Origin of the sequence: Methylobacterium sp. yr668 (genome assembly GCF_900116245.1) — a bacterium.
Classification (GTDB): Bacteria; Pseudomonadota; Alphaproteobacteria; order Rhizobiales; family Beijerinckiaceae; genus Methylobacterium.
Genome location: NZ_FOZY01000001.1, coordinates 201,722 through 217,111, shown reverse-complemented (window position 1 = coordinate 217,111; position 15,390 = coordinate 201,722). Strand labels below are relative to the sequence as shown.

General features: G+C 71.5%; 12 protein-coding genes. 9 read left to right on the top strand and 3 right to left on the bottom strand.

The window, feature by feature from the left end; translation table 11 throughout:
- Nucleotides 1-4: 4 nt before the first annotated feature.
- The 3 genes from BM419_RS01075 to BM419_RS01065 are packed head-to-tail and all read right to left on the bottom strand — an operon-like array spanning nucleotide 5 to nucleotide 2,369.
- Nucleotides 5-961, bottom strand: coding sequence for an amino acid--[acyl-carrier-protein] ligase (locus BM419_RS01075; RefSeq protein WP_020091556.1), 957 nt, complete (start codon nucleotides 959-961; stop codon nucleotides 5-7).
- Complete coding sequence (locus BM419_RS01070) at nucleotides 961-2,124, bottom strand: acyl-CoA dehydrogenase family protein (protein WP_020091555.1); 1,164 nt, start codon at nucleotides 2,122-2,124, stop codon at nucleotides 961-963. Before BM419_RS01070 ends, BM419_RS01075 begins: the two co-directional genes overlap by 1 nt.
- Entirely contained in the window at nucleotides 2,121-2,369 is a 249-nt protein-coding gene (locus BM419_RS01065; protein WP_170855117.1) for an acyl carrier protein, read from the bottom strand. Before BM419_RS01065 ends, BM419_RS01070 begins: the two co-directional genes overlap by 4 nt.
- Nucleotides 2,370-2,759: 390 nt before the next feature.
- Here BM419_RS01065 and BM419_RS01060 point away from each other — a divergent pair, with 390 nt between their 5' ends.
- From BM419_RS01060 to BM419_RS01020, 9 genes are all read left to right on the top strand, one after another.
- Nucleotides 2,760-3,848: an acyltransferase family protein gene (locus BM419_RS01060; protein WP_020091553.1), complete on the top strand. Its 1,089-nt coding sequence runs from the start codon at nucleotides 2,760-2,762 to the stop codon at nucleotides 3,846-3,848.
- 309 nt (nucleotides 3,849-4,157) lie between these two features.
- Nucleotides 4,158-5,327: a glycosyltransferase gene (locus tag BM419_RS01055; RefSeq protein WP_020091552.1), complete on the top strand. Its 1,170-nt coding sequence runs from the start codon at nucleotides 4,158-4,160 to the stop codon at nucleotides 5,325-5,327.
- Nucleotides 5,328-5,338: 11 nt separating this feature from the next.
- Nucleotides 5,339-7,534 (top strand): GumC family protein, encoded by a 2,196-nt coding sequence (locus tag BM419_RS01050; protein ID WP_020091551.1) that lies wholly within the window; start codon nucleotides 5,339-5,341, stop codon nucleotides 7,532-7,534.
- Entirely contained in the window at nucleotides 7,531-8,757 is a 1,227-nt protein-coding gene (locus tag BM419_RS01045; RefSeq protein WP_091924422.1) for a glycosyltransferase, read from the top strand. The genes BM419_RS01050 and BM419_RS01045 overlap by 4 nt, the downstream gene beginning before the upstream one ends.
- A 44-nt stretch (nucleotides 8,758-8,801) precedes the next feature.
- A complete protein-coding gene (locus BM419_RS01040; RefSeq protein ID WP_020091549.1) occupies nucleotides 8,802-9,938 on the top strand; it encodes a glycosyltransferase family 4 protein in 1,137 nt (378 codons plus the stop codon).
- Nucleotides 9,919-11,175, top strand: coding sequence for a glycosyltransferase family 4 protein (locus tag BM419_RS01035; protein WP_020091548.1), 1,257 nt, complete (start codon nucleotides 9,919-9,921; stop codon nucleotides 11,173-11,175). Before BM419_RS01040 ends, BM419_RS01035 begins: the two co-directional genes overlap by 20 nt.
- Before the next feature lie 110 nt (nucleotides 11,176-11,285).
- A complete protein-coding gene (locus tag BM419_RS01030; RefSeq protein WP_026604684.1) occupies nucleotides 11,286-12,509 on the top strand; it encodes a glycosyltransferase family 4 protein in 1,224 nt (407 codons plus the stop codon).
- Nucleotides 12,506-14,017 carry a lipopolysaccharide biosynthesis protein gene (locus BM419_RS01025; protein WP_020091546.1) on the top strand — a complete coding sequence of 504 codons (1,512 nt, stop codon included), beginning with the start codon at nucleotides 12,506-12,508 and terminating at the stop codon, nucleotides 14,015-14,017. Before BM419_RS01030 ends, BM419_RS01025 begins: the two co-directional genes overlap by 4 nt.
- A 115-nt stretch (nucleotides 14,018-14,132) precedes the next feature.
- Nucleotides 14,133-15,362: an O-antigen ligase family protein gene (locus BM419_RS01020; protein ID WP_234081058.1), complete on the top strand. Its 1,230-nt coding sequence runs from the start codon at nucleotides 14,133-14,135 to the stop codon at nucleotides 15,360-15,362.
- Nucleotides 15,363-15,390 lie beyond the last annotated feature (28 nt).

The window sequence follows — 15,390 nt, the reverse complement described above, 5'->3', positions numbered from 1 at the left end:
CGCCTCAGCCCCACAGCTCGGCGCGCACGGCGGCCGGCCACGCGGCGAGATCGAGCCCGTGGTGGCGCAGGAGCGCCAGCGTGATCCGCTCCAGGCCGAAACCGACGCAGGCCGTGTGGGCGACCTCGCCGTCGGCCTGGCGCAGCTCCCAGGTGCTGCCGAAATGGTCCTGGTGATAGTTGAAGCTGAGGCAGGCCGTCGGCTTGTCGACGCTGTTGACCGGGACGTTCAGCTCGAACTTCAGTCCCTGCGCCCGCTGGTTGTTGGCGAGCATCCGGCCGGCGCGGCCGAAGAACGGGTCGTTGGCCGCGTCGATCGCGAGCGGGAGACCGAGGGCGCGGATCATGGCCGTGCCGCGCTCGAGCCAGGCTTCGCGGAAGGCCAGGACCTGCTCGGGGCTGCCCATGCGCACGTATTCGCGCATCCGGAACAGCTGCATCCGGGTCGGCTCGAGCGAGGGCTCGCGCCGGAAGCAGTAGGATTGCAGGTCGAACAGGCGGCCTTCGGCCGGCAGCGCGCCCCGCGCGGCGGCGACCGGGTAGACCGGGTAGCAGGCCGCGGGCGTCAGCACGATGTCGGTGGCCTCCTGCTGCCCGGTCCAGTCGGTCCCGGCTTCGAGGCAGGCGAGGATCTCGGCGTGGCCGCGCGCGTCGCCGCAGAAGCTGTGTACGGTGCCGGCGAGGTTCGGGAAGCCCTTCAGGTAGCCGCTGCGCTCGAAGGCCGGGCGGCTCATGGCCGGCGGGAAGCGCAGCACTTCGGCCTCCTCGGCGGCTCCGAGTCGCGTGATCATCCGGTCGAGGGCGTCGACGACGCTCTCGAATCCGCCGCTGCGGCCGTAGAGGCCGTCGACGCCGGTTCGGACGAGCAGGCCGTGGTCGAACAGGCGGTCGAGGAAGGTGGGACCGCCGGCCGGCTCGTCCTCGAGCACGACGTCGCCGGGGGGAGAGGAGATCGATTCCATCACGCGCTCATGAGCTGGCCGCTGCCCTTCTGCACGAGCAGGAGCTTGGCGGTGTTGGCGAGGATGCGGTCATTGCCGATCATCAGCGGCGCGGAGAGGACGTCGCGCAGCGGCCGGCCCAGGCTGAAGGGCGTGTCGTTGCGGTAGCCGGCGAGGCCGACGATCGCGAGCGCCCGCCGGACGATGTCGACCGCCATGTCGGAGACGGTGATCTTCAGGTTGTTGAGCATCACGCAGAAGCCGACGGAGCCGATCGTGTCGGCGTCGCCGTGCGCGTCCTCGAAGCGGCGCAGGGCCGACACGATGGTGCCGCGCATGGCCTGATGCGCGCTGGAGACCTCACCGAGGCGCGTCGCGGTCGGCGGCACCTGCCCGGGCCGGCGCCGCGCCTCGGCCTGCACGAAGGCGCGGGCGCGGTCGACCGCGTAGGTCGCGATCCCGTACCAGACGCTGCTCCACAGGAGGTGCGATGAGGCCAGCATCGACTGGGCGGCGATCTCCGCGAACGGCTTCGGGAGGATCTGCTCGACCGGGACATTCCGCGCCTCCAGGCGGAAGCCGTCGCTGCAGGTCCCGCGCATCCCGAGCGTGTCCCAGTCGCCCGTTCGCGCGAGGGAGATCTGGTCGGCCATCAGCGCGACGAGGACCTGATCGGACGTCGCGGCGTCCGGATGGCGCCGGGCTGTGGCGAGAATCAGGTCGGCGTGGGCGCCGTAGGAGATCACCGACGCGTCCTTGCCGAGGGCGAAGACCTCGCCGGTCGTCTCCACGGCGCAGAGGCTGTTGCGCAGGTCCCCGCCGATGCCCGCCTCCGTGGTCGAGGAGGCGACCAGCAGCTGCTCGCGCGCGATGCGCTCCATCAGGCGCCCGTGCCACGGGCTGTCGATGCCGTGGGTCACGAGGCTGGAGACCTTGATGTGGTGCATCGCGAAGACCATCGCGGCCGCGCTGCAGGCCTGCCCGAGCGTGCTGCACAGCTCGGCGATCTGCGTCAGCCCCGCCCCCTCCCCGCCGAACTGGCCCGGGATCTGGAGGCCGAGCAGCCGCTCGGACCTCATCGCGGCCACGGCCTCCTCGGGAAAGCGGCCTTCGCGGTCGACGGCGTCGGCGTGGTGCGCCGCCACCGCCGCGGCCCGCTCGGCGCGCGCGGCGAGCGTGCTCATGCGGCTTCCTGCTGGATGAGGGTGGAGACGGCCTCGCGGATCGCGCGGATCGACGAGAACGACTTGCGGTTCAGGAGCTCGTCGGGGAACTCGATGCTGAAGCGCTCCTCGAGGCCCAGCATCAGCTGGACGGAACCGAACGAGTCCAGCCCGAGATCGAACAGGCTGTCATCCTCGGAGAGCTGGTCGGCCTTCCCGGCGAAGGCTTCGTTCGCCCCGAGAATCTCACGGATGTCTTGAGCGATGTTCAAGGCGGAACTCCTTATTCCAGTTATCACGACGCTATTGAACGGATCGGCTCGGCGTCAAATTATCTATTGATTAATAGTAAATAGCGGTCCGTAGAGGGCGACACAGGGTTGCGCGCCGTGCAAACAGGAACCGGATGTGGCCGGCGGCTTACATTCGGCGGCGCGACCTTTACGATCACTTTCCAGCTCTTGCTTTCGTGATCGTCCGTCCAGAGATTTCGCGGATTTAGCAACTCATGCGTGTAAATGCCCCGCCTGATCTTAAATTCGAGACCCGGGCCATTTAGGACGTTTCCGGACTCGTCGTGACGCGGCGGGGCCATCTCGGCCATAAGGGCGCGACGTCGCCCTTCCCGGGCGGGCCCAGCGATCAGCCGGCGCGCGATGATCTACAACCTCCAAATCCTGCGCGCCGTCGCCTCGTACCTCGTCTTCCTCACGCATTTCGGCCTCTACATCGGCCCCGTGCTGCCGAGACCGGATCTGCTCGCCTTCGGCGCGAGCGGGGTCGACGTGTTCTTCGTGCTCTCCGGGTTCATCATGTTCGTGAGCACGAGCGGGCGCCGCGAGAGCCCGGGCGAGTTCCTGCTCCGCCGCGCGTCGCGCGTTGTCCCGGTCTACTGGCTCGTCACGCTCGCCCTGGCGCTCATCGCGCTGACGGGCCTGAAGCCCATCGGGATCGTGGAGATCCGGCCAGATTACGTCGTCCAGTCCCTGCTGTTCCTGCCGTTCTCCCGCGGCGGCTTCGTCGAGCCGCTCAACTCCGTGGGCTGGACACTCAATTACGAGATGTTCTTCTACGTGGTCTTCGCGGCGCTGCTCATGGTGCCGAGACCCGCCTTCCGGGCGTTCGGTGCGGCCGCGATCTTCCTGGCGCTGATCCTGCTCGGATTGCTGCCCGCGTCGAATCTCTACTGGGCGTACTACACGAAGCCGATCCTGATCGAGTTCGCCGCCGGCATCGGGCTGGGATACGCCTACCTGCGGCTCCGGGCGCCGGCCGCGGGCTTCCCGGTCCGGCGCGTGGCGTGCGCGGCCGTCGCGGCCGCTCTTGTGCTCATCCTCGGCGGCCAGATCGTGGCCGACGCGCTCGGCGTCAGCCCCGAGCTGTCCGGCTTCGCGCGCCCGCTGATCTGGGGGTCAGCGGCCGTCCTGATCGTCGGTGCGATGCTGCTGCTGGAGCGGGGCGGCATCGCCCTGAAGTCGCGCTGGCTGCTGTCGCAGGGCAATGCCAGCTATTCCTTCTACCTGGTCCACAACCTGCTGCTGCACAGCGCCGCCAAGATCGCGGCGCTCGTCGTCGCGCCCGGCTTCGCGCGCGCCGCCCTGATCTTCGCGATCGCGTTCCCGGCGGCGGTCGCCGCCGGCGAGTTGCTGTTCCGGTATGTCGAGACGCCGGTGATCGCGGCCCTGCGGCGCCGGCTCGACCGGCGGCCCTCGCCCGATCCCCTGCCCGTTCCGGCCGCTTCGTAGGCCGCGCAGCCGGGCCCCCGCCGCCGGTGTGCCGACCCGGCGCAGCGGGCACCCACGGGGAGTCATGCCGAAGATTGCAGGTCTGAGAACACCCTTCGCTTAACGTTAATTATTGGCAAAAATTAAGTTTACACGCCGCGTCTCTCGTCTAAACAGGCGCTATTTTCGACTGTTGCTGCGGCGGTGACCCCTTTTTTACAGATCACGCTGCTATTACCCTCTCGTGTGTGCCTTGGCCCGCTGTCACCGGCGGGACCGGCAGGACGTAATGCATGGTCCAGCGTCCGGCGCACCGACGAGGAAGCTGTGATGCGTGTCGCGATCGTTCACGACTGGTTGTACATCGTCGGTGGCGCCGAGCGTGTCCTCGAGCAGCTGCTGCGGATCTATCCGGACGCGGATGTCTTCGCGCTCTTCGACTTCCTGCCTGAAGCAGACCGGGCGCGGCTGGGCTACACCCAGGCGCATACGAGCTTCATCCAGCGCATGCCCTTCGCGCGGACGCGGCACCGCAACTACCTGCCGCTGATGCCGCTCGCGATCGAGCAGTTCGACCTGTCGGCCTACGATCTCGTCATCTCGAGCAGCTACGCGGTGGCGAAGGGCGTCCTCACCGGGCCCGACCAGCTCCACGTCTCCTACATCCACTCGCCCATGCGCTACGCCTGGGACATGCAGCACACCTACCTGCGGGAGAGCGGCTGCGACGCGGGCATGAAGAGCGTGCTCGCCCGGCTGATCCTGCACCGGATGCGCGTCTGGGATTTTCGCACGGCGGCCGGTCCCAACGCGATCGTGGCCAACTCCGCTTTCGTCGCCCGCCGCATCCACAAGGTCTACGGCCGCACCGCCGAGGTCATCCACCCGCCGATCACGCTGCCGATCCAGCAGTATGACGGGCCGCGCGGCAACCACTTCCTCGTGGCCAGCCGGCTCGTGCCGTACAAGAACGTCGAGGCGGTGATCCGCGCGTTCGCGCTGCTCCCCGACCTCGAACTCGTGGTGGCGGGCACCGGGCCCGATGCCGCGCGGCTGCGCGAGATCGCGGGGCCGAACGTGTCGTTCTCCGGCTTCGTGCCCGACGCGGAGCTGCGCCACCTCATGGCCACGGCCCGCGCCTTCATCTTCGCGGCCGAGGAGGATTTCGGGATCATCGTGGTCGAGGCCACGTCGGAGGGCACGCCGGTCCTCGCGTTGGGCCGCGGGGGCGCCCGCGAGACGGTCCAGACCCGCGGCCCGCAGCGCACCGGGATGTTCTTCGACACGCCCGAGCCCGTGGCGATCGCCGAGTGCGTCCAGCGCTTCCTGCTGCAGGAGAGCCACTTCACCCGCGAGGCCTGCTGGGCGCAGGCCGAGCTGTTCTCGGCCGAGCTGTTCCGCAGCCGGTTCTCGACCTTCGTCGACGACCAGATGGCGATGCACCGGGCCGCCTGCGAGACGCGCCCGCGGATCCTGCCGCGCCTCGAAGCCGTCGGCTGAGGACGCGCCGCATGTCCTTCCTGACTGTCGATCTGGCCGACCGGACGCCGGTTCGCGCCCTCGCCCAGGAGCCGGCGCGCGGCGGTCCGCTGGCCGCGGCCCTCGCCCGGATCTGGCATCGCCGCTACCTGTTCGCGGCGGTGTTCGCCACCGTCCTCGGCCTCGCCGTGACCGCCCTGCTGATGATCCAGCGGCAATACGTGGCGAGCGGCTCGGTCATCGTGGCCGAGGCGGAACCGGGCGCCAATAACGCCTCGATGGCCTGGATCCAGAAGATCGGCGACCCGGCCGACATCGAGAGCCAGATCCTGGTGATCCGCTCGCCGCGGCTCCTGCGCCTCGCGATCGACGACAACCTGGTCGCCGCGGTGCTGGCCGAGTGCCGCTACGCGGCCACAGGGGGGCATCCCGACCGGATCAGCGAGAAGAAGGACGCCGCCTGCACGAAGCTCACGACCGACCGCAACGCGCTCGTCGACTACCTGCAGAAGCGCTACACGGTCCTGAGCTCCGGTCGCTCGCGCATCATCACCATCGGCTACAAGTCGCCGCTGCCCGAGACGGCGCAGACGATGGCCAACGGCCTGATCAACGCCTTCTTGGATGACCAGCGCGAGGCGCAGGCCTCGAGCCGCAAGGCGGCGGCCGACTGGCTGCACACCGAGATCAGCCAGCTGGACGCCTCGATCCGGGCCGACGAGACCCGCATCCAGACCTTCCGGCGCCGCAAGGGCCTGCTGAAGGGCTCGCTCGCCCCGATCAGCGCGGAGCGGCTCACCAGCATCAGCCAGCAGCTCGCCGCGGCCGAGACCGCCAAGGCGGACGCGGCCGCGCGGCTCTCCGAGATCGAGGCCAAGGGTGCCCGCGGCGCCGACAGCGCCCCGGCCGTCCTGGCAAGCCCGACCATCGTCTCGCTGAAGCAGCAGCTCAGCGGCGTCAGCGCGCAGCTCGCCAACCAGAGCACCCTGCTGGGCGCGAACCACCCGGTGATCCGGGCGCTCGAGACCGAGCAGGCGAGCCTGCGCGCTCGGATCGAGCAGGAGATCGGCAACGTCGCCAAGGGCCTGCGCAAGTCCTACGAGGCTTCGAACGCCCTGGCCAAGTCGCTGCGCGCCCAGCTCGAGACGGCGAAGACCGACGCCGCCGCCGCCATGGACGACGAGGCGTCGATCGAGGGCATGGTGCGCAACGCCGAGATCAAGCGCACCCGCTACGCCGATCTGGTCAAGCGGGCGGGCGAGCTGGAGACCGAGCGGCGCATACTCACCGGCAGCACGCGGCTCGTCAGCCTCGCCGAGCTGCCGCAGGAGCCGTTCTCGCCCAAGGCCGTGCCGTTCCTGGCGGGCGGCATCGTGCTGGCGGGCGTGCTCGCGGCCGCCGCCGCGCTGCTGCGCGACTACACCGACCGGCGCGTGCGCACCTCGGCGCAGCTCATGGCCGGCACCGGCGCCCCGGTCTTCGCGCAGCTGCCGAGCCTGGAGCCCGCCGGCCTCGTCGGCCGCTTCTCCGAGCGGCAGCGCGAGCTCGACCTCGCGGAGGCCCTGGCGCGGGCGCGGGTCGACCCGGTGATGCAGAACGTCCTGCGCAACCTGCACGCCCATCTCGTGCTGGCGGGCGCCTGCAAGTCCCGCGTCATCCTGGTGACTTCGGCGAAGCCGCGGGAGGGCAAGTCGTTCACGGCCTTCGCGCTGGCCGGCATCGGCGCCGCGAGCGGCCGCCGGGTGCTGGTGGTCGAGTGCGACCTGCGGCGGCCGAACTTCGAGGCCTCCCTAGGACTCGGCCGCGGCCCCGGCCTCGGCGGCGTGCTCCGCGGCGAGATCGACCCGGCCGACGTGGTGGTCCAGGCCGGACGCTTCGACGTCATCCCCGCGGGAACGCCGACGGCCGACTCGACCGAGCTCCTGATGGGCGACCGGATGGCCGACTTCCTCAAGTGGAGCCGCCGCTACGACCTCGTCCTCTTGGACACCCCGCCGACCAGCCTCCTGATGGATGCGGCGATGCTGGCCCGCCACGTCGACGGCGTGCTCTGCTGCGCCCGCTACGGGCGCTCGCAGCTCTCCGATACGGTCGAGACCGTGGCGAACCTGCGCCGCGCCGGCGGACACGTCCTCGGGATCGCCATGACGATGGTCCGCCCGGGCATCCAGTCGACCTACGACGTGATGCCGCTGCCCGATCCCCGCACGGCCGCGAGCGCGCGATGACCGAAGTGCTCCCCGCCGACGCGCTCGCGAAGCGCGGCCTCCTGGACCGGGCGCAGGCCGCGCGGTCCGTCGTCGCCGCGCGGCCGCGGGTCCTGTTCGTGAGCCATACCGGAACGATGTCCGGTGCCGAGCTGGTGCTCCGCGACGCAGTCCGGCCTTGGGCGGGCTCCAGCGCCTTCCTGTTCGAGGACGGCGCGCTGACCGCGGCCCTCCGCGACGCGGGTCTGGAGATCCGTCTCGCGCGTCGCCAGTCCGCCCTGGCGGGCCTCCGGCGGGACGTGTCACCGCTGAGCGCGCTCCCGGTCCTGGGCCAGCTCGGCGCCCTGGCGCTGGAGATCGCCCGATCGGCCCGGTCCTGCGACGTGGTCTACGCCAACTCGCAGAAGGCCTTCCTGCTCTCGTCTCTGGCCGCGCGCGCCGCCGGGCGCCCCCTGATCTGGCACCTCCACGACATCCTCGACGGGGCGCATTTCGACCGGGCGCAGCGCATCCTGCAGATCCGGCTCGCCAATCTCTGCGCCGCCCGGGTGATCGTTCCCTCCGAGGCCGCCGCGCGGGCCTTCGTCCAGGCCGGCGGGCGCCGGTCGCTGATCCGCGTCGTGCCGAACGGCCTCGACGTCGATCCGGCACCCTGCTCCGCCGCCGTTCTGCGCGCGGAACTCGGCCTGCCGGACGGCCCCCTCGTCGGCGTCTTCAGCCGCCTCGCGCCCTGGAAGGGGCAGGACGTTCTGATCGAGGCGCTGGCGACCCTGTCCGGCCTCCGCTGCGTCGTGGTCGGGGCGCCGCTATTCGGCGAGGATGCCTACGCGGCGCACCTGCGCGACCTCGCGGCGCGGCGCGGCCTCTCGGACCGGGTGCTGTTCCTCGGACAGCGCGACGACGTCCCCCGGCTGATGCAGGCGGTCGACGCGGTCGTGCACCCCTCGGTCGATCCCGAACCGTTCGGCCGCACCCTGGTCGAGGCGATGCTGGTCGGCGTGCCGGTGATCGCCACCGACGCCGGCGCGTCCACTGAGATCCTCGACGGCGGCGCGGCCGGGACGCTGGTGCCGCCGCGTCGGTCGGATCGCCTCGCGGCGGCCCTGTCGGCGCTGTTCGCCGATCCCGACGCCTTCAGGGCGCGCGCCGCGCTCGCGCGCGAGCGGGCGCTGTCCCGCTACGGCGCGGAGAGCATGCAGCGCGATCTCGCCGACATCATCCTCCAGGTCGCCGGCCGGGCCTGACGGGCCGGCGATCCCCCTTCCCGTTCGGAGCCGCCAGACCCGCCATGCCGCGCGTCCTCGTCAACATGCCGAGCCAGCATGCCGGTCGGCCGTCGGGCGTCGCGCTCGTCGCCTTCCGGGTGATCGCCGGCCTGGTCGCGCGCGGCACCTTCGCGGTGGTGCTCCGCTCCCCGTGGCGCCGCGACCAGCTGCCGGCGTCGATCCGCGACCGCGTCGAGGTCGTGACGGTGCCGCGGCCGCGGATCATGCTGCTCGACGTCCTGCGCCAGTGCCTCGCCGTCCCGCGGCTGTGCCGCGCCCGCGCCATCGACGTCGTGCTGAACATCGACCCGTACGGGGCGGCCTTCGGCGGCCGCGTCCGCGTCAGCGTGGTGCACGACCTGTATTTCCGCACGCTGCCCGAGCGCGTCCGCTCCCGCGAGGCCCTGACCACCGACCCGATCTTCCGCCTGGTCCTCGGCAACAGCGCCCGGGTAATCGCCGTCTCGGACGCGACACGGCGCGATCTGGAGTACCATTACCCGCGGCTCCGCGGCCGGACGCGCACCGTGCCGTCCGCGGCCATGCTGGACCCATCAGTGGCTTGTTCCGTCGCCGAAGTCCCGGCGGGGCCGTACGTGCTGGCCGTCGGCAACGCCCTCTACAACAAGAACTTCGCGACCCTTGCGCGCGCCGTGGTCGCGCTCGGGAGGCCGGGGATCGGGATCGTCCACGTCGGCGAGGATTCCGACGAGGCCGTCGCCGCCGCAATCGGCGACGCGCCGATCCCCCTGACCCGCCTGTCGGGCATCGGCGACGACAGGCTGGCGGCCCTCTATCGCGGCGCGCTGTGCCTGTGCGTCCCGTCCTTCGCCGAGGGATTCTGCCTGCCCGTTCTGGAGGCGCAGGCCCTTGACTGTCCCGTGATCTGCTCGGACCGCTCCGCGACGCCCGAGATCGCGGGAGCCGGCGCCCTCACCTTCGATCCCGCCGACGCGGCGGCGCTGACCGAGTGCCTGCGCCGCCTGCTGGACGAGCCCAATCTCAGGGACACGCTGATCGCCCGCGGCCGCGACAATGTCCGGCGCTACGACTGGGCCGAGACCGCCCGCCGCTACGAGACACTGCTGCTCGACGCGCTTCAAGACGGCGCGGCGGCGCGTTCCGCCCGGGAGGTGCCGCATGCGCATCCTGCACCTTAGCTCCCTCTACGCACCCGAGCAGGTCGGCGGCGCCGAACTGATGGTCGAGACGCTCGCCCGGACCCAGGCGGATCTCGGCCACAGCGTCGCCGTTGCCTGCGCGGCGCGGACCGAGGGCGGACCGGTCCTGCAGGACGGCGTCACGGTTTACCGGATCGGCTACGGGACGCCGTTCCACATCCTCGATTGGCCGCAGCGCGGGCGGGTCGAGCGCCTCCGCTACAAGGTCGCGGCGCAGTGGAACCGCCACGCCGTCGACCGGATGGAGCGGGCGGTCCGGGACTACGCCCCCGACCTCGTGAACACGCATTCCATCTCCGAGCTACCGCCGGCGCTCTGGCCGATGCTCCGGCGGCTCCGGGTGCCGGTCGTGCACACGCTGCACGACTTCACCAGCCTCTGCACCAACGGCGCGATGGTGCGCCACGGGCGTCCCTGCGCCCGGCAGCATCTCAAGTGCCGCCTCTACGCCGCGCCGCACCGGCGCTGCCAGCGCGCCGTGACGGCAGTCGCCGCCGTGGGCTCGGACATCCTCGACCGCCACCTCGCCGCCGGCCTCTTCGCTCATGTGCCGCCGTCGCTGCGCCGGGTGATCTGGAACCCCATCCCGCCCGGCTCGCCGGTGACGCGGGCGAAGCGGGCGCCCGGCGCGCCGGTCCGGTTCGGCTATCTGGGCCGGATCGAGGGCGCAAAGGGCCTCGACGTCCTCCTCGAGGCCTGCCGGCGCCTGCCGGAAACCGGCTGGCACCTCGCCGTCGCGGGCCGTGCCGTGGACGGGCTGGACCGCTACCGTGCCCTGGCCGAGGGCCTGCCCGTCACCTTCCCGGGCTACGCGGAGCGCGACGCCTTCCTCGACGATCTCGACTGCCTCGTGGTCCCGCCGATCTGGCCCGAGCCCTTCGGCCGGACGGTGGCAGAGGCCTACGGGCGCGGCGTCCCGGTGATCGGCACCGCGACCGGCGGCATCGGCGAGCAGGTCGGGTCCGGCCCCTGGCTGGTCCCGCCCGGCGACGCGCCGGCGCTCGCCGCCGCGATGGCCCGGATCATCGCGGAGCCGGCCCGTCTCGCCGAGGGGCTCGCCCGCGCCGCACGCATCCGCGCCGGCACCGATCCGGTCGCTGTGGCGACCGCCTATCTCGATCTCTACGCCGCGACCCGCGACGCGGCCTCCATCGAACCGCTTCCCGAGCCTTCCGCCCGCGCGGAGCGCCCGCACCTCAGCGAGTGCCGTTCATGATGACCCCCACCCTGTCGTCGAGCTACGCCCGGGTCCTCTCGGAGGAACCCCGCGCCCAGGACCGGGACCGCCCGAGGGATCAGGCGGCCGCGCGCGCGGTGACCGGCCCCCTGCGGATCCTGCATCTCAGCGCCCTCTACCCGCCCTACATCGTGGGCGGCGCCGAGCGCTCGGTGGAGCACCTCGCCGAGGAACTCGTCGCGGCCGGCCACACGGTGGCGGCGGCCTGCATCGCCCGGGAGCCCGAGCCCAAGAGCGTGCGGGGCGGCGTCACCGTCTACCGCATGGCCCACCACAACGATTTCTGGCTCGAGGACTGGCCCCAGGCGAGCCGCTTCGGCCGCGCCTGGGCGAAGCTCAAGCAGCAGTGGAATTTCGCCGTCGCGGCCGAGTTCGGCCGCGTCCTCGACGATTTCCGGCCCGACATCGTGAACACGCACTCGCTGCTCGACGTCTCGACTCTCGTCTGGCGCGAGGCGGCCAAGCGCGGGATCCCGATCGTCCACACGGTCTGCGAGTACGACCTGATCTGCGGCAACGCCGCGATGTTCAGGGACGGCAAGCCGTGCGACCGCTGGCACCTGGGCTGCAAGGTGGTCAACGCCGCCAAGCAGATCACGAACCGGTCGGTGGACGCGGTCGTCAGCGTCGGGACCGAGATCCTCAAGACCCATGTCGGCCACGGGTTGTTCGCGCATCTCGCGCCCGAGCGGCGCCGGGTGATCTTCTATTCCTGCACCGTCCCAGAGGGCGACCCGGAGGCCAGGCGCCGGATCGACCGGACCGGCCAGCCGATGACCTTCGGCTATCTCGGCCGGATCAACAACGAGAAGGGGGTCGGCACGATGATCGACGCCTTCCGGCGGATCGGTCCCGGCGATTGGCGCTGCCTCGTCGCCGGCCACGCGATGGACGACTCGATCGAGCGGTTCAAGGCGCAGGCCGAGGGCCTGCCCATCGACTTCGTCGGCTGGGCGAAACCCGCCGAGTTCCTCAGCGCGATCGACGTGCTCATCGTCCCGTCGTTCTGGGCCGAGCCGTCGCCGCGGACGATCTACGAGGCCTACACGATGGGCGTTCCGGTGATCGGGGCGGGCTCGGGCGGCATCCCCGAGCTGATCGGCGAGGACAATGCCGACTGGCTGTTCACGCCGGGCGACGACGCCGACCTCGCCGCACGGCTGCGGACCGTGATCGCCCGCGGCCGCGGTGACCTGCCGGACGAGCGCGCCTTCCAGCACGTCATCCGCGAATCGACCTCGGAGCGCGTCGCCGAGAAGTACCTCGATCTCTACGCCGAACTCGTTGCCGAGCGTCGGGCGAGCCGCCCGTGAGCGCCGCCGCGCCGGTCCTGTCGGAGGCGGCCGCCGCCGAGGAGGAGCCGGGGCTCGCCTCCGGCGCCGCGGTGACGCGGCGCTCGTTCGACGCCGCGCGCTGGGTGGCGGTGGCCTCGGTCGGCAACGTGGTCCTCAGCTTCGGGGTGTTCCTCGTGCTCGCCCGCCTCATCGGGCCCGCCGAGTTCGGGATGGTGGCGATCGCCGCGGTCTTCATCGACATCCTGCAGATCGTCGCGCGCTGCGGCCTGCCCGACGCGGTGGTCCAGCGCGCCGACCTCGACGAGGACTTCGCCGCCACCGCCTTCTGGGTGATGCTCGCCACGGGTGTCCTGTGCGCCGTGGGCCTCGTGGCCCTGGCCGGCCCGATCGCCTGGATCTTCGACCTGCCAGCGCTGCGGCCGGTCCTGTGCGCGCTCTCCGCCTGTTTCGTCATCACCGCAGCGGGTGCGATCCACGAAGCGCGGCTCCAGCGGAGCTTCGGGTTCCGCAAGCTCGCCCTGCGGGCGCTCGGCGCCAACGTGCTCGGCGGCGCCGCGGCCCTCGTGCTGGCCCTCGACGGCTACGGCGTCTGGAGCCTGGTGGTGCAGCGGCTCGTCGCCGCGACCGCGACCACGCTCCTGACCTGGGCGGCGGCCCGCTGGATTCCGCCGCTGCGGCTGCATCTCGCCTCCGTGCGCGAGCAGATCGCGTTCGGCTCGCGGCTGTTCTGCACCTATCTGCTGCTCGTCGCCTCGATCCGGAGCCAGGAAGTCATCGCGGCCTACTTCCTGTCCGCCACCGATGTCGGCTACCTGCGCCTCGCGTGGCGCTGCATCGACCTCGTGAGCCAGGTCGCGGTCATCCCGCTGACCACGGTCGGGCTGACCACCTACGCGCGCCTCCAGGACCGTCCGGGCGAGCTGGCCGCGGCCTTCCACGGATTCACCGAGGCCTCGGCCTTCCTGGCCGTGCCCGCCTTCTTCGGCATGGCGGCCGTCGCCCCGACCCTCATCCCGTTCCTGTTCGGCGACCAGTGGCACGACGCGGCGCCGGTGCTGCGGACGCTCGCGCTCCTCGCCCCGGAATTCGTCGCCACCTCGATGCTGTGGATGATCTTCACGGCCCTGGGCCGCAACGGCACGGCCCTGCGGCTCGCCGGCGCGCAGTTCGGCCTCGGCGCCGCGGCGGCCCTCGTCACCGCGCCCTTCGGCCTCGCCGCACTGGTCGCCGGGCACGTGGTGCGGGCCTACCTGTTCACGCCCGCGATCGTCGCCAGCGTCGGGCGCGTCGTCCCGGTCACGAACGGGCGGCTCGTGCGGCTCCTCGCGCCGATCACGCTCTGCGCCGGCGCGATGGCCGGGCTGGTGCTGCTCGTCCAGGGGCCGATCCACGCCGCCCTCGGGGACCGGGTCGGCCTGTTCGCGGCGGTCGGAATCGGGATCGCGGCCTATCTGGGCCTCGCCTGGATCTTCATGCGCGGCACGCTCCGCACGGCCGTCGGCCTGGTCCTGAGACGCCCCGCCTGATCTGCACCCTCCGCCAACCTTTGTGGGCGACACTGCCCGCTAGAGGCCGCGGCCGGCGGAGCGTTCATCGGCGGCCGATGCGCGGGGACGGTGCAGGGTGATGGCGGGACAGGCGTTGCCGATCGAGACGCGTGCGCCGGCCGCGTCCCTCCTCGCGGACCGCGTCGCCGTGTTCCTGCTCGGCGCCGCCCTGAACTTCAACGTCCTGACCTCGACCTTCGGGCTGCCGTTCCAGCGCCTGTCCGACCTGCTGCCGTTCCTGCTCATCCCCTGGCTCGGGTTGCGCCGCGCCGTCGTCGCGGAGGCACTGCGGCAGGCCGCGCCCCTCGCCGGCATCCTGGCGCTGATCGCGGCCTCGTTGGTGCTGAAGGCCCACAAGCAGGCGGGCGACGTCTACCTGACCCTCGTCCTGCTGCTCTACGTGGTCCAGGCGTTCATCCTGCTGGTGATGTTCCGCGACCGGCGCGTCGAGGACGCATTCTGCGTCGGCCTGCTCGCCGGAATGCTCGCCTCCCTCGCGGTCCTGCTGCTCGCCGCCTCCGGCATGCCGCTCGACCGGTTCGGACTCGCCGTTCCCACGGACGGGCTCGACGAGGAGCTGAAGCTGTTCGTGCAGGACAAGCAGGGCGGCCTCTGGGCCTCCGGCAACGAGACCGGCCACGTCTTCGCCCTGGCCGGGGCCGCGGCCCTGCTGCTCAGCCTGCGCTATCGCCTGAAGATCGTCTATCTCGCCTACTTCGCGGCCCTCCTGGCGAGCTTCCCGTTCACCAACAACCGCGCCGGCCTGTTCATGCCGATCCTGTTCCTCGGCCTGCTGATGCGGCGGAACCTCAAGGCGCCCGCGGTGCTGGCCGCGCTCGGCGTCCTGGGCGTCCTGCTCGTGGCCTGGGCGGTGACGGGGGAGATCCCGCTGCCGGGGACGCTGTCCCAGGCGATCGAGCGGCGCTTCGCCGAGGACCACAACGTCACGGGCAATTTCGACGAGCGGTTCCTGTCCGGCGTGACCGCGCTCCAGCTGGTCCTCGAGTACCCGTTCGGCGTCGGCGAGGTCGCCCGCCGGGAGGAGCTGCAGGCCCTGACCGGGCTCGTGACACCACACAACGGCTTCGTGTCGCTGGCACTCCAGAGCGGCATCGCCGCGGCGCTGCTGCTCGTCGCCGGCCTCGGGCGGATCCTGCTGGCGCCCGCCGCCTTCGGGCCGTTCCTGACCTACAGCGCGGTGTTCCTGATCCCGTCGCTCATGTTCGAGGAACTGTCGGTCAACCAGTACTTCCTCTTCTTCATGGGCTTCGTCCTGGCATCCCTCGCGCTGCCACCGGACCGCGCCCAATCGACCCCGGATTAGGGACCGCGCCGCCACGGATCGCGGCGCG